At 61.4% G+C, this 20065-nt stretch carries 13 protein-coding genes and 2 pseudogenes; 9 read left to right on the top strand and 6 right to left on the bottom strand.

Translation table 11 applies throughout. The annotated features are described in order from the left end of the window. Positions 1-28: 28 nt before the first annotated feature. Positions 29-1127: pseudogene (locus FGD77_RS17755) on the bottom strand (IS630 family transposase). A 104-nt stretch (positions 1128-1231) separates the two neighbouring features. Here FGD77_RS17755 and FGD77_RS17750 point away from each other — a divergent pair. Next, positions 1232-1982 (top strand): annotated as a pseudogene (locus tag FGD77_RS17750) (alpha/beta-hydrolase family protein). Positions 1983-2584: 602 nt separating this feature from the next. On the opposite strand, the gene FGD77_RS17745 reads toward FGD77_RS17750, so the two are convergent. After that, positions 2585-3388 carry a hypothetical protein gene (locus tag FGD77_RS17745; protein WP_255011746.1) on the bottom strand — a complete coding sequence of 268 codons (804 nt, stop codon included), beginning with the start codon at positions 3386-3388 and terminating at the stop codon, positions 2585-2587. Between the two features lie 464 nt (positions 3389-3852). Here FGD77_RS17745 and FGD77_RS17740 point away from each other — a divergent pair, with 464 nt between their 5' ends. After that, complete coding sequence (locus FGD77_RS17740; RefSeq protein WP_255011743.1) at positions 3853-6024, top strand: malate synthase G; 2172 nt, start codon at positions 3853-3855, stop codon at positions 6022-6024. 72 nt (positions 6025-6096) lie between these two features. Here the strand turns inward: FGD77_RS17740 and FGD77_RS17735 are convergent, their stop codons facing one another. Then, positions 6097-7356, bottom strand: coding sequence for a urate hydroxylase PuuD (locus FGD77_RS17735; RefSeq protein ID WP_255011740.1), 1260 nt, complete (start codon positions 7354-7356; stop codon positions 6097-6099). Between the two features lie 108 nt (positions 7357-7464). Between FGD77_RS17735 and FGD77_RS17730 the strand changes: the two genes are divergently transcribed. Beyond that, positions 7465-8376: a LysR family transcriptional regulator gene (locus FGD77_RS17730; protein ID WP_255011737.1), complete on the top strand. Its 912-nt coding sequence runs from the start codon at positions 7465-7467 to the stop codon at positions 8374-8376. A gap of 6 nt (positions 8377-8382) precedes the next feature. Here FGD77_RS17730 and uraH read toward each other — a convergent pair whose 3' ends face one another. Next, positions 8383-8736: a hydroxyisourate hydrolase gene (gene uraH / locus FGD77_RS17725; protein WP_255011734.1), complete on the bottom strand. Its 354-nt coding sequence runs from the start codon at positions 8734-8736 to the stop codon at positions 8383-8385. 153 nt (positions 8737-8889) lie between these two features. Here uraH and puuE point away from each other — a divergent pair, with 153 nt between their 5' ends. From puuE to lpdA, 6 genes are all read left to right on the top strand, one after another. After that, the gene (gene puuE / locus FGD77_RS17720) at positions 8890-10308 is read left to right on the top strand and encodes an allantoinase PuuE (RefSeq protein WP_255011726.1); all 1419 of its coding nucleotides are present in this window, start codon (positions 8890-8892) and stop codon (positions 10306-10308) included. Beyond that, on the top strand, positions 10305-10796 hold the full coding sequence (locus FGD77_RS17715; protein WP_255011723.1) for an ureidoglycolate lyase: 492 nt from the start codon (positions 10305-10307) through the stop codon (positions 10794-10796). The genes puuE and FGD77_RS17715 overlap by 4 nt, the downstream gene beginning before the upstream one ends. A 52-nt stretch (positions 10797-10848) precedes the next feature. Further along, entirely contained in the window at positions 10849-12291 is a 1443-nt protein-coding gene (locus tag FGD77_RS17710) for a nucleobase:cation symporter-2 family protein (protein ID WP_255011722.1), read from the top strand. A gap of 151 nt (positions 12292-12442) precedes the next feature. Then, positions 12443-15100 carry a pyruvate dehydrogenase (acetyl-transferring), homodimeric type gene (gene aceE / locus FGD77_RS17705; protein ID WP_255011721.1) on the top strand — a complete coding sequence of 886 codons (2658 nt, stop codon included), beginning with the start codon at positions 12443-12445 and terminating at the stop codon, positions 15098-15100. 24 nt (positions 15101-15124) lie between these two features. Then, positions 15125-16375, top strand: a complete 1251-nt coding sequence (aceF, locus tag FGD77_RS17700) for a dihydrolipoyllysine-residue acetyltransferase (protein WP_255011720.1) — start codon at positions 15125-15127, stop codon at positions 16373-16375. Positions 16376-16388: 13 nt separating this feature from the next. Then, on the top strand, positions 16389-18086 hold the full coding sequence (gene lpdA / locus FGD77_RS17695) for a dihydrolipoyl dehydrogenase (protein WP_255011719.1): 1698 nt from the start codon (positions 16389-16391) through the stop codon (positions 18084-18086). A gap of 86 nt (positions 18087-18172) precedes the next feature. Here lpdA and FGD77_RS17690 read toward each other — a convergent pair whose 3' ends face one another. After that, entirely contained in the window at positions 18173-18427 is a 255-nt protein-coding gene (locus tag FGD77_RS17690) for an AmiS/UreI family transporter (protein ID WP_255011716.1), read from the bottom strand. Positions 18428-18532: 105 nt separating this feature from the next. Continuing rightward, complete coding sequence (locus FGD77_RS17685) at positions 18533-20029, bottom strand: nucleobase:cation symporter-2 family protein (protein ID WP_255011713.1); 1497 nt, start codon at positions 20027-20029, stop codon at positions 18533-18535. Between the last annotated feature and the right edge of the window lie 36 nt (positions 20030-20065).

Genomic DNA, 20065 nt, shown 5'->3' with positions numbered 1-20065 from the left:
GCTTCAAGCCAATCAATGGGTCCAGAGCCTAGTCACCTGAATCTGAAGTTCCTGCCAGTGTTTTCTGACAGAACCTTTTGACGGAGGCTAGGATTTCGTCGGCGGACTTGACCCATTTGTAGGGCTTGGGGTTCTCGTTGTGGGCATCGATAAATGCGGCGATATCGGCTTCGAGTTCCGCGACAGAGCGGTGAACGCCGCGCTGGATTTGTTTGCGGGTTAACTCGGCAAACCAGCGTTCGACCTGGTTCAGCCAGCTTGCCGATGTCGGTGTGAAATGCACATGCCAGTGCGGGCGGCGCGCCAGCCATGCCTTGACCCCCGGGCGTCTTGTGGGTGGCGTAGTTATCCATGACGATATGCACGTCCCGCCCCTTGGGTATCCTGCGGTCGAGTTCCTTGAGGAAGTCGAGGAACTCCGTCGCGCGGTGGCGTTTGTAGCACTTCCCGATCACCGCTCCGGTGGCAATGTCGAGGGCGGCAAACAACGATGTCGTGCCGTTTCGGGTGTAGGTATGGGTTCTCCGCTCGGCCACGCCGGGGGCCATGGGCAACACCGGCTGTTCGCGATCCAGCGCCTGAATCTGGGATTTTTCATCTACACACAATACGATAGCCCGGTTCGGCGGCGACATGTAGAGGCCGACCACGTCCTGCACCTTGTCCACGAACAGCGGGTCGGTGGACAGCTTGAAGGTTTCAGCGCGGTGCGGCTGCAGCCCAAAGGCGTTCCAGATGCGGCGAATCGTGGTGTGTGACAGGCCGATTTCTTCGGCCATCGACCGGATCGACCAATGGGTTGCATCCTTTGGCGTGGTTTCCAGCGTTCGTTTGATCACATCGGCAACCTGTTCGTCCGAGATCGTTCGTGGGCGGCCCGCGCGATACTCGTCAGAAAGGCCTTCGATGCGCTGCTCGGCAAACCGCCGCCGCCACTTGCCGACCGTATGCTCGGAATGGCCGAGTTCGGCGGCGATCTCCTTGCTGGTCAGGCCGTCAGCGCACCTCAACACGATCCGGCACCTGTCGGACAGCGACCGCGCCGCCTTGTGCCTGCGCAACTGCGCTTCCAGAAAACCGCGCTCCTCATCGCTGAGTGAAATCGCAACAGATGCCCGACCCCGCATGCCGTACCCCCCAAAATTTGCCTCATATCAATGATGGCAAATTTGGTTCCGGGTGACTAGGGGCTCGAACTCCGCATCCACCGACCCTGCCGGGGCGCGACGCCATGCAGGCCGTCCGCGTTTATGTTGGCTTGGCACAGGCAGGTACGGCGCAAGAGCGCGACGATGTCGCGCTGAGGGAAATGATACGCCAAGGCGGCTTTGATTGGGACGTGCTGATCATGGCGCTGCCAATAATGACAGGCTGGCTTGATACCAGTGCCGTGGACATGGTTGAGCACATGCACGGGGGCAACATAGCGACGATTGCCGTGCAGTATCCCTATCTGCAATCACCGCTCGCCCTGATCCTCGAAACACGTTCCGGTCTCAATCAGGCCGACGCTTTGATCGGTACCGTTCAAAGCTATTGGCGCGACCTTCCCAGAGATGCGCGGCCTAGGCTGTATATCCATGGCCTCAGCCGTAGTGCATGGTCTTCCATGCACGGTACAGACCTGTTTGCCTTGCTGGGCGGTCCTATCAATGGTGCGTTCTGGGCTGGCCCACCGTTCCCGTCAACAATGTGGCAGGGCATCGCGAAATCCCGATAGCCCCTATATCGCTCCGACTTTAGGTGACGGGCAACTCGTGCGTTTTGCCTCGCATGCAACGGAAGCAGGCGGACCGGATGGCTGGGGCAGGATGCGGATCGCCTGTCTGCAATATTCTAACGACCCGATTATCTTTTATGAATCGGCGTCACTGCTCCGGTCACCTGCTTGGATGAACGAAGCACCGGGACCGGACGTATCGCCGGATATGCAGTTCATGCGGGTTGCAACGCGATGCCGACTGGCCGTGGATCTACCTTAGCCAATTCGGCATTCGCCGGGCATGGCCACGTCTACTACGGGTCTGATTTCATCGGCCCCTGGGTGGCGGTAACTGCACCGAATGACTGGACTTCAGAAGACACGGCTAGGCTGATCGCGCATTGTGATGGTGGCATCGGTCTGGGTCGCGACAATGATTGATCCAGAGCAAGGAACGATACGGGCCGAAGTTAGGCCTGGATCGACCGGATCGAACACGATGCCTTTGGCGTGATCTATGGGTCCGTCACGATCATGGCGCTTTCGATGGCGACAGATCGTGGCGGAGGGTGGCCAATAGTGACAGCAGTGATTCTGTTCGGATCGATCTTCCCGATTGTCTGACAGAATCACTTGCCAGGATTTTCTCCAAAGCAGCGCAGAGACGGCAATCATTCGGTTGGCCCGAAGTCTACCGTGGCTGGACAGCGTGGGCCTCGTCGGTTTCGGCGAAGCCGATGAGGCACGTTGCATTCTAGACCATGTTGGAGTCTCCATGGTTTGAAGACCCCCCCGGGCATCGCAGCATCAACGCGCAACGCCGTCCAGCATCGTATTTTATTGCTGGCGTTGATCCTGATACAGGTTTGAAACAGCCCACTGTCAGAACTTGAAGCCAAGGAAGACGCTGTAGGCATCCTCGTCAACGCTGGAGATGCCAAACTTATTTTCGAAATGAATATATTCGACACCCAGATGGATCTTGTTTTCCTTACCGCCGAAGGCATGACCGATATCCCAGCGGACCTGTGGCGAAAAGATCACCTGATTGGCCACGTTCGAGCCCTGCGAGCCGATAAAATCGACAAAACCCTTGGTCTGAAACTTCTGCGCGCCGATGTCGAAAGGGACATCCCAGACAATGGTTGCCTGATAGGTGGTGTCGAGGCTACGGTTGAACGGATCGGCAAAGTTGTCATAAGCGTAGAGACCAAGCGACAGCACGCGAAAGCCCGGAACGTCAAAAGCCAGTCGCGGACCGACGAGCCCGGCCGACACGTCCGTTCCCTGATTCAGCGCCACACCGAAATCCAGCGCCTTGACAAAGCTCGCTTCGGGAAAGGCGAGGCCCAGCTGGCTGCCGTGAAGGTGATAGTAGATCTCGCCGTACTGGTCGCCTTCGGCGCGTGTGTCTGGCGTCAGCTTGTCGAGGTCACGGAAAAAGTCGACAAAGAAGAACAGATCGCCGACGTCGTTGGTCGAAAAATGGTCGAGCGTGATCGTCTGTCGTCTAGTGGTATTGTCGAAAATTGGAAAATTGCCGTTGCGGCCCAGCTTGTATTTGTCGCCAAAGTGCAGTTGGACTTCGGTCATCGAGAAATCCGCGATTGCGGAGGTTCCCGCCGTCAGTCCTGCCGTCAGCGCGACCCCGGCGAAGAGCCTGGCCAAATGCGATTTGAGAGTCATTTTCCCTGTGATCCTTTTTTGAAGGCGCTACGTTTTACATGCTTCGGCAGACCCCCGCCCCGTGGTGCCGCCGTCATCTAGAGGAGTGCTTTCCTACCGATCAAGTAGGGGAACGGCGTTTTCGGGAGGGTTGTGGCCGCGCCGTGCTGGTCAGGGGCATTGGCGACGCAGTGGTCCAAATAGCTATGATATAAAGGAAAAACTGCCAGTCGGACGCCGGAAGTGACTGTCTATCAAGTTTTCCAAGTAAGGCCTTCTCTTTGTATCGCGTTTACGAAAGATGCCTTGCGGTTGGATTCCGGGCTTTGGGTGGCGTCGATGGTAATATCCGAGAATCGCCCTGTCTGCGCGGGATCAGTCAGAACCAAAAAGACCTTCAGGATAAACCGGGAACCCATGCAGTAGACAAAGGACGGCGATGGGACTAACCCTAGCTCGGTATACCATGGAATGCCGGATTTAACATGCCCAGAGCCACCCGACACACCCTAGACATCGACGCGCAGCTCGTTGAGTTCATTGAAGAGCGGGCCTTGCCCGGCACCGGTATCTATCCCGCCATGTTCTGGTCGGCTCTGGCCGGGCTGGCAGATGATTTCGGTCCGCGCCACGCCGCGCTTTTGAACCGGCGCGCGGATTTGCAGGCGCGCATCGACGCTTGGCACCGCGCCCGACCAGGCAGGCAGGGGACGGGGCCGCAATATCGCGCTATGCTGTCCAAGATCGGATATCTGGTGCCAGAAGGCGCGGATTTTCAGATCGAAACCCGCGATCTCGACCCCGAGATTTGCGCAGTGCCGGGGCCGCAACTGGTGGTGCCGTCGACGAATGCGCGCTTTGCGCTCAACGCAGCGAATGCGCGCTGGAGCAGTCTTTACGACGCGCTTTACGGCACCGATGCGCTGGGAAGTGTCCCGGTAGGGGGCAGCTTCGACGCCGCGCGCGGGCGTCAGGTAATCGGCTGGGCGCGCGATTTTCTGGACGAGGCCGCGCCGCTGGAAAGTGCGTCGCACCACGATGTCACGCGCTACCGCGTGACAGATGGTGCGCTTTGCGCCGAGATTGGCGCCGACGTGGCGCAGCTGGCCGACTCTGCGCAATTTTGCGGGTATGGTGGCGACGTCGAGACGCCGGATATGATCGTCCTGCGCAACAACGGTTTGCATATCCTGCTGGACATCGACGCCGCGCATACGGTCGGGCGTCTTGATCGTGCGCATGTCGCGGATATGCGTCTGGAATCCGCGCTGAGCGCGATCATCGACCTCGAAGACAGCGTCGCGGTGGTCGATGGCGCGGACAAGGCGATCGCATACGGCACCTGGCTTGGCCTCATGCGCGGCGATCTGGAAGAACGGTTCGTCAAGGGCGGGCGCGAGGTGGCGCGCCGTTTGTCGGACGACATCGCCTATACTGGCGCGGATGGGCGGACCGCCGAACTGAAGGGCCGCGCGCTGCTGTTCGTGCGAAATGTCGGACATCTGATGACGACGCCTGCCGTACGCGACGCCAGCGGCGCCGAGATTCCCGAGGGGATACTGGACGCACTGACGACGGTGGCCATCGCGCTGCACGATATCAACGGCGCGCGTGCCAACTCGCCCGCCGGATCGGTCTATATCGTCAAGCCCAAGATGCACGGCCCCGACGAGGTGGCGCTGGCCGACACCCTCTTTGCTGCGGTCGAAGACGCGCTGGGGCTGGCGCGCAACACCGTCAAGCTGGGCATCATGGACGAAGAGCGGCGTACCAGTGCCAACCTCAAGGAGTGCATCCGCGCCGCCAAAGGCCGGGTCGCCTTCGTCAACACTGGCTTTCTCGACCGGACGGGGGACGAAATCCACACCTCGATCGCGGCCGGGCCGATGCTGCGCAAAGATGACATGAAGCAAGCGCCGTGGTTGGCCGCCTACGAGGCCCGCAATGTCGAGATCGCGCTGGCGGCCGGGTTTCAGGGCCGCGCACAGATCGGCAAGGGGATGTGGGCGGTGCCGGATAACATGGCCGAGATGCTGGAAAGCAAAATCGCCCATCCGCTGGCCGGCGCGAATTGCGCATGGGTGCCGTCGCCCACGGCCGCGACGCTGCACGCGACGCATTATCACCGCGTCGACGTGATCGCGCAGCAGAACGCTATCGTGCAGACCGATCGGAATGACAGCCTTGCCGCGCTGTTGACGCCTCCGCTTGCCGAAAGCGGGGACTGGAGCGCGGACCAGATCGCTGCCGAACTGGACAACAACGTGCAGGGCATTTTGGGCTATGTCGTGCGTTGGGTCGATAATGGTATCGGCTGCTCCAAGGTGCCGGACATCGACGATGTCGGCCAGATGGAGGATCGCGCGACCTGCCGGATCAGCGCGCAGCATGTCGCGAACTGGCTGCGGCACGGCATCGTCACACGCGACGACGTCGAGGCGGCGCTGGCGCGCATGGCGGCTGTGGTTGATCGGCAGAACGCGGACGATCCGTCGTATCTCCCGATGGCGGGTGGTGATTCCCTGGCCTTCCACGCGGCGGCAGATCTGATTTTCGAAGGGGCCGGGCAGCCCTCGGGCTATACCGAGCCACTGCTTCACGCCTACCGGCTGACGCGGAAGGAAACGACTGGCAAACTGCGGCGCGCCGCCTCCTGACATTCTGTACATCCACGCAAAAGCGCCGCGAAGAGCGATCTTCGCGGCGCTTTTCTAGAGTGGCGAGAGGTCTTACCGCAAGGCCACGTAGAATGGCAGATCCTTGCCCGCGTTCCTGAACCACTCGACGATCTTCTGGCGCTCTTCTTCTTCCATGTAGGACACATTGGCTGGCGGCATTGCATGGGTCACGCCGGCCTGAAGATAGATCTGGCGCGCCGCGCGGGCGATGTCGGCGGGGGTTTCCAGCAGCACGTCCTTGGGGGCGCGGCGGATGCCGTCCCAGAAGGGCTCGCGCGCGTGGCACATGGCGCAGCGGCCCGGCACGATGTTCGTCACCTCGTCGAACCCCTCGGCGGATGCGAAAACCTGCTCAATCGGGTTGAGCGCGCGCTCTTCGGAGGCTTCATAGCTGTCCTGCATCAGCGGCGCGGTGCTGAGCCACATGATCGCGATGAACAGTGCCGCGGTCGCCGCCCATGTCCAGGTCGGGCTTTTGCCGCGTGCGTGCATCGTGTTGAAATAGTGCCGGATCGTCACGCCCATCAGGAACACCAGTGCCGCGATCAGCCAGTTATATTCGGTGGCGAAGGCCAGCGGATAGTGGTTGCTGAGCATCAGGAACAGCACCGGCAGCGTCAGATAGTTGTTGTGGGTCGAGCGCAGCTTGGCGATCTTGCCATATTTGGGGTCGGGCTTGCGGCCTTCCTGAAGGTCTTTGACCACGATACGCTGGTTCGGCATGATGATGAAGAACACGTTGGCCGTCATGATCGTGGCGGTGAAGGCACCCAGATGCAGCAGTGCGGCGCGCCCGGTAAAAATCTGGTTATACCCCCATGCCATCGCCACCAGCAGTACGAACAGCAGCACCATCAGGAAGGTCGGCTTTTCGCCCAGACCCGATTTGCAAAGGAAGTCATAGATCAGCCAGCCGATACTGAGCGATGCGGCAGAGATCAGGATTGCCTGAAAGGTCGAAAGGTCGGCCTTGGACGGATCGATTAGATATAGCTCGGCGCCGACCCAGTAGACGATCATCAGCATCGCCGCACCGGACAGCCACGTTGCGTAGCTCTCCCATTTGAACCACGTCAGATGATCCGGCATGTTTTCCGGTGCGACCAGATATTTCTGGATGTGGTAGAACCCGCCGCCGTGAACCTGCCATTCCTCGCCATGTGCGCCGACGGGCAGGTGCGGCACCTTGCGCAGGCCCAGATCGAGTGCCACGAAATAGAAGGACGAGCCGATCCACGCGATGGCCGTGATGACATGCAGCCAGCGCACCGCAAAGGCCAGCCAGTCCCACATTATTGCCAGATCATACATAGTTTGCTCCCTGTGTTCGTATCTGAGCGGTGGTATCGTATTTCCAGACTGTCCTGAATTCTGGAAAATGTCCTAGCTGCTTCAAGCGAAACCTAATAATGATGTGTCATGGCGTATCTGGACAATATCCGCACTTTCGTCAGGGTCTACGAGCTTGGCAACATGTCCGCGGCCGCGCGCGATCAGCGAATTTCGGCTGCCGTCGCGTCAGCGCGCATCGCCCACCTTGAGGAACATCTGAACATCCGCCTGTTTCAGCGCACCACCCGCATGCTGAACCCGACCGAGCAGGGGACGGTCTTTTATGCAGGCGCCTGCCGCATTCTCGAAGCGGTGGACGAGGCCGAAAGCGAGATGTCCAGCATCACGCAATCGCCGCGCGGAACGCTGCATGTCGCCGCACCACTGGGCCTGGGTCAGCGGCTGATCGCGCCGGCGATGCCGCTGTTCAAGGCTGAATACCCGCTGATAGATCTGCGGCTGCGGCTATCGGACCGCAAGATCGACATCGCTGCCGAAGGGCTGGACGCCGCGTTCTTTCTGGGTCTTCCCGAAGATTCCACCATGCGCATCCGCAAGATCGCGGATTGCCCGCGCGTTTTGTGCGCGGCGCCGTCCTATATCGCGCGCAAGGGGATGCCCGAAACCAGCGCCAGCCTGAAGGCCGACGCGCATGACTGTCTGAACCTGCGTTATCCCGGCGCCCCGGAATTCCAGTGGCCCTTGCAGACGCCCGACGGGATCAAGCGCATTACCGTGACTGGCCCGTTCGAATGCGACCATGGCGACGTTCTGACCAACTGGGCGCTGGACGGCCACGGGATCATCCTGAAGTCGTTTTTCGAGGTGGCCGATCACCTCAAGGCGGGCCGTCTCGTCAAGGTGCTGGAAGAAGAACCGCCGCTGCCGGTGCAGATGGGGTGCCTCTACACACACCGGCGCAAGCAGGACCCGAAGGCGCGGCTATTGATCGATTTCATGGTGCGCCACATCAACGCCGCGCTGCCCAAAGGCGGCTGAGCCGGCTTAGCTACCGCGATAGGTGGAATACCCGAACGGCGACAACAGCAGCGGCACATGATAATGGCTGGCCTCGGACATGCCAAAGCGCAGCGGCACCACGTCCAGAAAGCGCGGCTCTTCGGGCGGCGTTCCGGTGGCGGTCAGGTAGTCACCGGCGTGAAACACCAGTTCGTAGGTACCGGTGGCGAACTGGTCGGCGGGCAGGATCTGTTCATCCGTGCGCCCGTCGTCGTTGGTGGTCAGCGTCTTGAGATGGGTGCGGCTGTCGCCCTCGATGCGGAAAAGCTCGATCTTCAGCCCTTCGGCGGGGCAACCGCGCGCGGTGTCCAGAACATGTGTCGTCAAGTAACCTGCCATCTCATATCCTTCCTGCTGACGTTGGAATATGTCCTGCACCGTCCGGCCGCACAATGACATTGTAGAGTTGCAACAAGCTCTTTCAAAAATTTTGGGAAGGTCACGGCGATTGTTTTTTTTTACAACCAGATCAAAGCTCAGATGAGGTAATACATGAATCGTTATGCCCGCGACATGCGTGGATATGGTCCCGCGACGCCCGATCCCAAGTGGCCAAATGGCGCGAAGATCGCCGTTCAGTTCGTCATAAACTACGAAGAAGGCGGGGAAAACAACATCCTGCACGGTGACGCTGCGTCAGAGGCGTTCCTGTCCGAGATCGTGGGCGCCGCGCCCTGGCCGGGCCAGCGTCACTGGAACATGGAATCAATCTATGAATACGGGGCACGCGCCGGATTCTGGCGTCTGCACCGTCTTTTCACGGAAAAGGACATTCCGGTGACGGTCTATGGTGTCGCCACCGCGCTGGCCCGCAGCCCTGAACAGGTGCGCGCCATGCAGGCCGCCGATTGGGAAATCGCCAGCCACGGCCTGAAATGGATCGAATACAAGGACGCCACCCCCGAGGCCGAGCGCGCCGACATGCTGGAGGCGATTCGCCTGCATACCGAGGTGACGGGGATGCGCCCCCGTGGCTGGTATACTGGCCGTTGCTCGGAAAATACCGTGGCTCAGGCCGCCGAAGAGGGCGGTTTCGACTATGTCGCGGACGTTTATGCCGACGATCTGCCCTATTGGGTGCATGCCGCCGGGCGCGATCAGCTGGTCGTCCCCTATACGCTGGATTGCAACGACATGCGGTTTGCCACTCCGCAGGGGTTCAATTCGGGCGACCAGTTCTTCAGCTACCTCAAGGACAGCTTTGATGCGCTTTATGCCGAGGGTGAGGATGGTCATGCCAAGATGCTGTCGATCGGCCTGCATTGCCGCCTGATCGGACGCCCCGGACGCGTCATGGCGCTACGCCGATTCATGGAATACGCTCAGGAAAAGCAGGGCGTCTGGTTCGCGCGGCGCATCGACATTGCCCATCACTGGCAGCAGCATCACCCGGTGCAGCATTATGCGCGCCCCTCGCAGATGAGCCGCGAGGAGTTCGTCGCCGCCTATGGCAGCATTTTCGAGCATTCCCCATGGATCGCCGAGCGCGCCCATGATCTGGAGCTTGGTCCCGCGCATGACAGCGCGGCCGGCCTGCATCACGCGCTCTGCCGCATGTTCCGTAGCGCCACCCGCGAAGAGCGGCTGGGCGTTCTGACCGCGCACCCCGATCTGGCCGGGAAGCTGGCCTCGGCGGGCAAGCTGACGGCGGAAAGCACGTCGGAACAGGCGGGCGCCGGGCTGGACCTGCTGACCGACGAGGAACGCGCGATGTTTCAGAAACTGAATGGCGAATATGTCGAAAAACACGGCTTTCCCTTCATCATCGCGGTGCGCGACAACACCAAAGCATCGATAGAAGAGGCGTTCCGCCGCCGGATCCACAACGACAGCGAGACCGAATTCGCGGAGGCCTGCAAACAGGTCGAGCGGATCGGCGAATGGCGCCTGAAGGACGCACTGCCCACATGAGCAACATATTGAAAACCACCCCGCTGAATGCCGCGGACTTCGCCCGTTATGGCGACGTGATCGAGTTGCAGGAGACCCCGACCAAGCTGATCAATCAGGGTATGTGCGGACGCCATCACGATCTGGCGAAACTCGATTTCGCGGATGGGCGCGCAGGTATCAGTCTGTTTGATGCCAAGCCGCGGCATCTGCCCCACACGGTCGACATGGTCGAACGTCACCCCGAGGGCAGCCAAGCCTTCATCCCGGTGACGCCGGTGCCGTTTCTGGTGGTCGTGGCGGATGACGAGGGCGGCACGCCGATCAATCCGCGTGCCTTCGTGACGAAGCCCGGCCAGTCGATCAACCTGCATCGCGGCGTCTGGCACGGCGTTCTGGCCCCGATCGAGGCGCCCGGCACCTTTGCCGTGGTCGACCGCATCGGTGACGGCGCAAATCTGGAAGAACACTGGTTCGACGCGCCTTACGTCGTCGAATCCATCACATAGCCGCCACCAAGAGCGGGCAAAAAAACCAACAATCTCCACGGGAGAAACATCAGTGGCCGACAATTCCATAGGAACGCCAGAACAGCTGCGTGATCCGAATTATTTTCCGGGTCTTGGGCGTGGCATACCGCTGGGCATCCAGCACGTTCTGGCGATGTTCGTCTCGAACGTGACGCCAGCAATCATCGTGGCGGGGGCGGCGGGTTTCGGCTTTGGCTCGAACTCGCCCGATTTCCCCGAACTGTTGTATCTGATCCAGATGTCGATGCTGTTCGCGGGCATCGCGACGCTTTTGCAGACCATCACCGTCGGACCCGTGGGCGCAGCGCTGCCCATTGTGCAAGGGACGTCATTCGCCTTCCTTCCGATCATGATTCCGCTGGTTGCGGGCAAGGGGATCGACGGCTTGTCGGCTCTCTTTGCCGGTGTCATCATCGGCGGCATCTTTCACGCCTGCCTTGGCACCGTGATCGGCAAGATCCGCTTTGCCCTGCCGCCTCTGGTGACGGGGCTTGTCGTGACGATGATCGGCCTCGCTCTGGTTCAGGTGGGCATCCAATATGCGGCTGGCGGCGTTCCGGCCAAGATGTCGGGCGCGGCTGAATACGGTTCCTTGCTGAATTGGTCAGCAGCGCTGGTGGTGATCGCGGTCACGCTGGTGCTGAAATTCTTTGCGCGCGGGATGCTGTCGGTTTCAGCTGTCCTGCTGGGCTTGCTGGTCGGTTATGGTTACGCGCTGCTGGTCGGTATCCTCGATTTCGGCGCGATCGGTACGTCATGGAACGGCGCGGCGGCTTTCGCCCTGCCGCAGCCCTTCAAATACGGGTTCGAGTTCAGCGCGGCGGCGATCATCGGCTTTTGCCTGATGGCCTTCGTGTCGGCGGTGGAAACCGTCGGTGACGTTTCGGGCATTACCAAGGGCGGCGCAGGCCGCGAAGCGACGGACGCGGAAATTACCGGCGCGACCTATGCCGACGGCATCGGCACCGCGCTGGCGGGATGCTTCGGCGCCTTTCCCAACACATCCTTTAGCCAGAACGTCGGCCTTATCGCCATGACCGGCGTGATGAGCCGCCATGTCGTGACCTGCGGCGCTGTGTTCCTGATTATCTGCGGCCTTGTCCCCAAGGTTGGCGCGGTCATCCGCACCGTGCCGATCGAGGTGCTGGGCGGCGGCGTGATCGTCATGTTCGGCATGGTCGTGGCTGCCGGCATCTCGATGCTGTCGGATGTGGACTGGAACCGGCGCAACATGGTGATCTTTGCCATCGCGCTCAGCGTCGGCCTTGGTTTGCAGCTTGAGCCTGACGCGGTCATGCACCTGCCCGACACGGCGCGCATTCTCATCACGTCGGGTCTTCTGCCGGCGGCGTTCATCGCCATCGTGCTGAACCTTGCCCTGCCCGAAGAACTGGCCGACGAGGCGACCGAAGAGGTTTCGGGCGGCTGGTCGGGCCATGGTCACGGCTCCTTGCCAAAGGACGATCGCGGCTGAGACCCCGGCCTGCGCCCCAAAAATGGGGCGCAGGCCAACCCCGGCGCGCAGGCGCCCGTGACGACCCCCTCTTATTCGACGGCTGTCGGCCACGCCGCATTTCGCGATGCTGTGATCCATAACGCCAACGATCTATCGCCAGGAGACTGAAATGACCGACCCGACGACCGACATTGACCCCATTGAATCGCTGGAATGGCAGGAAGCGGTCGAGGATGTGATCCTGCGTGACGGCGCGGACCGCGCGCATTACCTGCTGGACAAGGCCGTGCAACAGGCGCGCGCAGCGGGTGCCAACCTGCCGTTTTCCGCGACCACGCCCTACCAGAACACCATCCCCGCCGACGATCAGGAGGCGTTTCCCGGCGACACGGAGATGGAATGGCGCATTCGCACCATCAACCGCTGGAACGCCATGGCGACCGTCGTGCGCCGCAACAAGGAAAGCAGCGAATACGGCGGGCATATCGCGTCATTCGCATCTTCGGCGGTGATGTATGATATCGGCCTCAACCATTTCTGGCGCTCGAAATCGGCCATCCATGGCGGCGATCTGGTGTTCTTTCAAGGCCACGTGATTCCCGGTATATATGCGCGCTCCTTCATGGAGGGGCGGCTGAGTCAGGAGCAGATGGACAATTTCCGCTCCGAGGTCTCAGGCGAGGGGCTGAGTTCCTATCCGCATCCGTGGCTGATGCCGGATTATTGGCAGTTTCCGACCGTCTCGATGGGTCTGGGGCCGCTGATGGCAATCTATCAGGCGCGCTTCATGAAATATATGCACAATCGCGGCCTTATCGACATGGCTGACCGCAAGGTCTGGGTATTCCTCGGCGACGGCGAGATGGACGAACCCGAAAGCCGCGGCGCGATTGATCTGGCCGCGCGCGAAAAGCTGGACAATCTCATTTTCGTGGTCAACTGCAATCTTCAGCGCCTTGACGGGCCGGTGCGCGGCAACTCCAAGATCGTGCAGGAGCTGGAGGGTGATTTTCGCGGCGCGGGCTGGAACGTCATCAAATTGCTCTGGGGCAAGGGCTGGGACGAGCTGCTGGAAAACGACACCTCCGGGCGCCTGCGCCAGTTGATGGAGGAAACCGTCGACGGCGATTACCAGACGTTCAAATCCAAGGACGGCGCCTATATCCGCAAGCATTTCTTCGGCAAATATCCCGAAACCGCCGCGCTGGTCGAGGAGTGGAGCGACGATCAGATCTGGGCGCTGCGCCGCGGCGGGCATGATCCCGACAAGGTCTATACCGCCTTCAAACGCGCCAGCGACAATCGCGGCACGCCGACCTGCCTGCTGATAAAGACGGTCAAGGGCTATGGCATGGGGACCGCCGGCGAGGGGCAGAACATCACCCACCAGCAGAAAAAGCTGGCCGAGGATCAACTGCGCGCATTCCGCGACCGTTTCGACATCCCGGTCAGCGACGCGGACCTGCCGAATGCACCCTTGGTCACGCTCAACAACGCGCAAAAGGCGTATCTGGGCGACCGGCGCAAGGCACTGGGCGGCGAGTTCCCCAAGCGCGAGTGGCGTGACGCCCCCAAGCTGGAAATCCCGCCGCTGTCGAAATTCGAGACGCAACTGAAAGGCACCGGAGATCGCGAGATTTCCACGACGATGGCTTTTGTCCGCGTTCTGACCACGCTCTTGCGCGACAAGAATATGGGCAAGAACGTCGTGCCCATCGTGCCGGACGAAAGTCGCACCTTCGGGATGGAGGGGCTGTTCCGCTCTGCGGGCATCTATAACCCCGAGGGGCAGAAATACACGCCCGAAGACGCCGACCAGATGATGTTCTACAAGGAACAGACCGACGGTCAGGTCTTGCAGGAAGGTATCAACGAGGCCGGCGCGATGGCAGACTGGATCGCCGCCGCCACGTCCTATTCCAATCACGGCGTGCCGATGGTGCCGTTCTTCATCTATTATTCGATGTTCGGCTTTCAGCGCATTGGCGATCTGGCCTGGGCCGCAGGCGACAGCCGCGCGCGCGGCTTCATGTTGGGCGGGACGGCAGGGCGCACCACCCTGAACGGCGAGGGTTTGCAGCACGAGGACGGACACAGCCACATTCTGGCGTCGACCATTCCGAACTGCATCAGCTACGATCCGACCTTCAGTTTCGAGGTCGCCGTGCTGATCCATCACGGTCTGCAACGCATGTTCGTCGATCAGGAGGATGTCTATTTCTACCTGACCTTGATGAACGAAAACTACACGCATCCCGATATGCCTGCGGGCGTCGAGGACGACATCATCAAGGGTCTCTACCGCCTGTCCGAGACGAAAAAGCCCGGCAAGAAACATGTCAATCTGATGGGGTCCGGCACGATACTGGTGCAGGCATTGAAGGCTGCCGAAATGCTGGAGGCCGATTTCGGCGTGACCAGCGATATCTGGTCGGCCACCTCGCTGAACGAGCTGGCCCGCGACGGGCAGGACACCGCGCGGTGGAACCGTCTGAACCCGCTGGCCGATCCGCGCGAGTCGTTCGTAACGCAGCAACTCGGCCGCGCCAAGGGGCCTGTGATCTGCGCGACGGATTACATGAAGAACTTTGCCGAGCAGATCCGCGCCTATGTGCCGAACCGCTTTACCGTGCTGGGAACGGACGGGTTCGGCCGCTCGGACAGCCGCGTGAATCTTCGCCGCTTTTTCGAGGTGGACGCGAACCATATCGCCGCTGCCGCCATGGTCGATCTTTACCGCGAGGGGGCGATTGCCGCCAAGGATCTGCAGGCGGCGCTTAATAAATACGACATCGACGGCGCCAAGCCGAACCCGCGCCTTGTGTAAGTGCCGGATACGAGGAGACATGAGATGAGCATAGAAGTAACCGTTCCCGATATCGGCGATTTCACGGATATTCCGGTGATCGGCATTCTGGTCAGCGTCGGCGATACCGTCGCCGTCGAAGACCCCCTGCTGGAGCTGGAAAGCGACAAGGCCACGATGGAGGTTCCCAGCCCCGCCGCCGGCAAGGTCGCGGAAATCCGCGTGTCCGAGGGCGACAGGGTCAGCCAGGGATCGCTGGTCCTTATCCTCGAAGGGGAGGGCGCAGAACCTGCGTCCGCATCCGCCCCGGCCCCTGCCGCTGCGGCGGCGCCTGCGGCCCCCGCTGCGGCGTCAGCCCCCTCCGCGCCTGTCACCGACCGCGGATTCGGCAAGGCGCATGCCTCGCCCTCGGTGCGTGCCTTCGCGCGGCAACTGGATATCGATCTGTCCAAGCTGAACGGCACCGGGCGCAAGGGCCGCATCCTGCGCGAGGACGTGACCGCGCATCTGAAATCCGCCTCCGCCCCGGCCAGCGGCGCGGCGCCCTCCGGCGGCGGCATGGGCATCCCGCCCATCCCGGCGGTCGATTTCTCGAAATTCGGTCCTGTCGAAGACGTCGAGATGGCGCGCATCAAGAAGCTGAGCGGCCCGGCGCTGCACCGCAGTTGGCTGAACATCCCGCATGTGACGCATAATGACGAAGCCGACATCACCGATCTGGACGGCTATCGCCGCGAGTTGGACGGCGCGGCCAAAGCCGAGGGCTATCGCGTCACGCTGCTGAGCTTTGTCATCAAGGCCAGCGTTTCGGCTCTGAAACAGCACTGGGAGGTCAACAGCTCGCTCCACCCCGACGGGACCAAGCTGATCCGCAAGGGGTATTACAACATCGGTTTCGCCGCCGACACGCCCGGCGGGCTGGTCGTGCCGGTCATCCGCGATGCCGACCGCAAGGGGATCATCGAGATATCGAAGGAGCTGGGCGATCTGTCGGCAAAGGCCCGCGAGGGCAAGCTGAAGGGCGATGAAATATCCGGCGCCACCTTTACCATATCGTCGCTGGGCGGGATCGGCGGCACGTCGTTTACACCCATCGTCAACGCGCCCGAGGTCGCCATCCTCGGTCTCACGCGCTCGAAAATGGCGCCGGTCTGGGATGGCGAGGCGTTCCAGCCGCGCAACATGCAGCCGCTCAGCCTCAGCTACGATCACCGCGCCATCGACGGCGCATTGGCCGCGCGGTTCTGCGCGACGCTGAAACACCTGCTCGGCGATGTGCGCCGGCTGATGCTGTGAGGGGGGGTGAATCATGGATGTAACCGTTCCCGATATCGGCGATTTCACGGATATTCCAGTGATCGGCATTCTGGTCAGCGTCGGCGATACCGTCGTTGTCGAAGACCCGCTGCTGGAACTTGAATCCGACAAGGCCACGATGGAGGTGCCCAGCCCAGCCGCCGGCAAGGTCGCGGAAATCCGCGTCGCCTTGGGCGACAAGGTGTCCCAAGGGTCCGTCATCATGGTGCTGGAAGCCGAAGGTGAGGCGGCAGCGCCCGCCACCGCGCTCAAGGTGCAGGCGAACATGGGCGATATTCACGGCGAGGTCGTCGTGCTCGGCTCCGGTCCCGGTGGTTATTCGGCGGCGTTCCGCGCCGCCGACTTGGGCAAGACTGTCGTGCTGATCGAAAAGGATACCAATCTGGGCGGCGTCTGCCTGAACGTGGGCTGCATCCCCTCCAAGGCGCTGCTGCACGCGGCCAAGGTGATCACCGAGGCCGAAGAGATGCAGGAACACGGCATCAGCTTTGGCAGGCCCAAGGTCGATCTGGACGGCTTGCGCGGCTGGAAATCATCGGTCGTCAGCCAGTTGACCGGCGGTCTTTCCGGATTGGCCAAGGCGCGAAAGGTGCAGGTCGTGAACGGCTTTGGCCGCTTTACCGGGCCGAACACAATCGCGGTCGAGGGCGCGAACGGTCCCCAGACCGTCAGCTTCGATCAATGCATCATTGCCGCCGGGTCCGAGCCCGTGGCGCTGCCCTTCATCCCACAGGATGATCCGCGCGTGATCGACAGTACCGGCGCGCTGGAGTTGGAGGATATTCCCAAACGTCTGCTGGTGCTGGGCGGCGGAATCATCGGCCTGGAAATGGCCTGTGTCTACGATGCGCTGGGCTCAAATGTCACGATCGTCGAATTGATGGATCAGCTCATACCCGGCGCTGACAAGGATATCGTCAAACCCCTCCATAAAAGGATCGAGGGGCGCTATGAAAAGATCCTGCTGAAAACCAGGGTCACAGCCGTCGAGGCCCAGAAGAAGGGGCTGAAAGTCGCCTTTGAGGATGAGGGAGGCGCGGCCAGCACCGACACATTCGACAGGGTTCTGGTCGCCGTGGGCCGTCGTCCCAACGGCAAGCTGCTGGATGCCGAAAAGGCGGGCGTAGTGGTGGATGATCGCGGCTTTATCGCCGTCGACAGCCAGCAGCGCACCGGGGCACGCCATATCTTCGCCATCGGCGACGTGGCCGGACAGCCAATGCTGGCGCACAAGGCCGTGCATGAGGGCAAGGTCGCCGCCGAGGTTTGCGCAGGCAAGAACCGCCATTTCGATGCGCGCATCATTCCCAGCGTCGCCTATACCGACCCCGAAATCGCCTGGGTCGGCATGACCGAGACGCAGGCCAAGGCCGAGGGGATCACGGTGGGCAAGGGCGTGTTCCCATGGGCCGCTTCGGGCCGCTCGCTGTCGCTGGGCCGTTCTGAAGGCATCACCAAGCTGGTTTTCGACGAGGTCGATGATCGGGTGATCGGCGCCGGCATTGTTGGGCCGAACGCCGGCGATCTGATCGCCGAGGTCGCGCTGGCGATCGAGATGGGCGCCGATGCTGTCGATCTGGGCCACACGATCCACCCGCATCCGACCCTGTCAGAGACGGTGAACTTCGCCGCCGAGATGTTTGAAGGCACGATCACCGATCTCATGCCACCGCGCAAGAAGAAGGACTGAGGCCCGTTCAGGGCAACTGAAGCGCGCGACCGCGAACTTGGGTTTTGGGCGCCCCGGGCTGGCTGCCGGGGCGTTTTTCATTGCGCTCAGCCCGCGCCGTAAAGCAGTGCCAGCCCCGGCGGCCAACCCGTGCATATCCTGGCCAGCAGCATCATGGCGCCCGCCCGCACATCCTCCACGTCGCCCGCGCCAAGGGCCGTCACCGCCGCGACCCTAGCCGAGATCGCCGCCACGATCAGGTTGATGACCACGGTCTCGCGGTCGGCGATCCGGTCCGTCAGCCACAGACCGTTGAGAAACGGCACCGCCCCCACACAGAGTAGCACCAGGCCTGTCAACATCGGGGAACCCATTCCTTACCGCTACGCGTGAAAAAGAGGGCGCACGCGGCGCCCTCTCCTTGTTAGCCTCATGCGCACCCATGGGCCGAGCGCGATAGCGCGCGATCAGTGGCCGCCGTCGGATTGCTTGGCAGCCTCGCGCAGTTCGTCCTCGGAAATCTCGACGGCGTTGTTGAACACGATGTTCAGACCCACCGCCGAAATCGCCGCCAGCAGGATGCCCGAGTGGATCAGCGGTTCGATCGAGTGGGGCAGCCACATGGTGAAATCGGGCGCGATCAGCGGGATCATTCCCATGCCCAGTGAGATCGCGACGATCAGGCCGTTGTAGCGGTTGGTCTTGAACTCGACCGATCCGAGGATACGCACGCCGGTAGCCGCGACCATGCCGAACATGACCAGACCCGCGCCGCCCAGAACCGCGACCGGCAGCGCCTCGACCAACGCGCCCATCTTGGGTACCAAACCCAGCACGATCATGATCGCGCCCCCGGTGACGCAGACATAGCGGCTGCGGATGCCCGTCACACCGACAAGGCCCACATTCTGGCTGAAGGAGGTATAGGGGAACGTGTTGAACACCCCACCGATCAGCGTACCCAGACCATCGGTCCGAAGGCCAGCCGACAGCGACGGACGCTCGATCTTGCGGTTGCACATCTCGCCCAAGGCCAGGAACATGCCGGTTGATTCAATCATCACCACAATCATGACAAGTGTCATGGTCAGGATCATGATCGGATCGAAAATCGGCAGGCCAAAGCGGAAGGGCGTGATCAGGGCGAACCAGTCGGCATGGCCAACGGTGTCGAAACTCATCATCCCGATAAAGGCCGCAAAGACAGCCCCCACGATGATCCCCAGCAGCACCGAGATATTGGCGAGGAAGCCTGTCGCGTACTTCATCACGACAATGATCGTCAGCAGCACAAGGCCTGAAATCATCATGTTCTGCGGCGTCGCATAGCGCGGGTTTTCCAACGTCGGCGCCACGGTCAAACCGTCCGGCACCGCCGGGATTGCGCCACTTGCAAGCATGCCCCGCACGTCTTCGAGCCAGGCTATATGGGTTGGATCGACAATCTCGGGCGCCGTGGGGCCAACCGGCAGGCCAAAGATCCAGTTGATCCCGACCCGCATCAGGGTGACACCGATCACAAGAATGATCGTGCCAGTGACGACGGGCGGAAAGAACCGCAACATGCGGCTGACAAGCGGCGCAATCAGCATCGCGATGATACCTGCGCCGATAATGGCGCCAAAGATCATCCGTGCTCCTTCCGGGCCGGGATTTGCAACCGCGATCGATACCATAGGTCCGACCGAGGCAAAGGTCACACCCATCATGACAGGCATCTTGATGCCAAACCATTTGGACGCACCCATCGACTGAATGATTGTCACGACTCCGCAGACAAACAGGTCAGCCGAGATCAGGAATGCCACCTGTTCAGGGGTCAGGTTCAGCACTCGTCCCACGATCAGCGGCACGGCGATGGCACCGGCATACATCACAAGCACGTGCTGCAAGCCCAGTGTAAAAAGTTTCGCGGGCGGCAGCTTTTCGTCGACCGGGTCCACGTCAGTGGTTATTGCAGTCATTTGGGTTTTCCTCCTCCAAATCTGTTTCAGGTCCAG

The sequence above is a fragment of the Roseovarius sp. M141 genome (genome assembly GCF_024355225.1).
In the GTDB taxonomy this organism is placed as follows: Bacteria; Pseudomonadota; Alphaproteobacteria; order Rhodobacterales; family Rhodobacteraceae; genus Roseovarius.
This window is presented reverse-complemented; position numbering and strand designations above follow the sequence as displayed.

Coding starts and splice junctions, on each gene's coding strand:
- FGD77_RS17745 (WP_255011746.1), bottom strand. CDS start 3,388: ATGACTCTCAAATCGCATTTGGCCAGGCTCTTCGCCGGGGTCGCGCTG.
- FGD77_RS17740 (WP_255011743.1), top strand. CDS start 3,853: ATGCCCAGAGCCACCCGACACACCCTAGACATCGACGCGCAGCTCGTT.
- FGD77_RS17735 (WP_255011740.1), bottom strand. CDS start 7,356: ATGTATGATCTGGCAATAATGTGGGACTGGCTGGCCTTTGCGGTGCGC.
- FGD77_RS17730 (WP_255011737.1), top strand. CDS start 7,465: ATGGCGTATCTGGACAATATCCGCACTTTCGTCAGGGTCTACGAGCTT.
- uraH (WP_255011734.1), bottom strand. CDS start 8,736: ATGGCAGGTTACTTGACGACACATGTTCTGGACACCGCGCGCGGTTGC.
- puuE (WP_255011726.1), top strand. CDS start 8,890: ATGAATCGTTATGCCCGCGACATGCGTGGATATGGTCCCGCGACGCCC.
- FGD77_RS17715 (WP_255011723.1), top strand. CDS start 10,305: ATGAGCAACATATTGAAAACCACCCCGCTGAATGCCGCGGACTTCGCC.
- aceE (WP_255011721.1), top strand. CDS start 12,443: ATGACCGACCCGACGACCGACATTGACCCCATTGAATCGCTGGAATGG.
- aceF (WP_255011720.1), top strand. CDS start 15,125: ATGAGCATAGAAGTAACCGTTCCCGATATCGGCGATTTCACGGATATT.
- lpdA (WP_255011719.1), top strand. CDS start 16,389: ATGGATGTAACCGTTCCCGATATCGGCGATTTCACGGATATTCCAGTG.
- FGD77_RS17690 (WP_255011716.1), bottom strand. CDS start 18,427: ATGTTGACAGGCCTGGTGCTACTCTGTGTGGGGGCGGTGCCGTTTCTC.
- FGD77_RS17685 (WP_255011713.1), bottom strand. CDS start 20,029: ATGACTGCAATAACCACTGACGTGGACCCGGTCGACGAAAAGCTGCCG.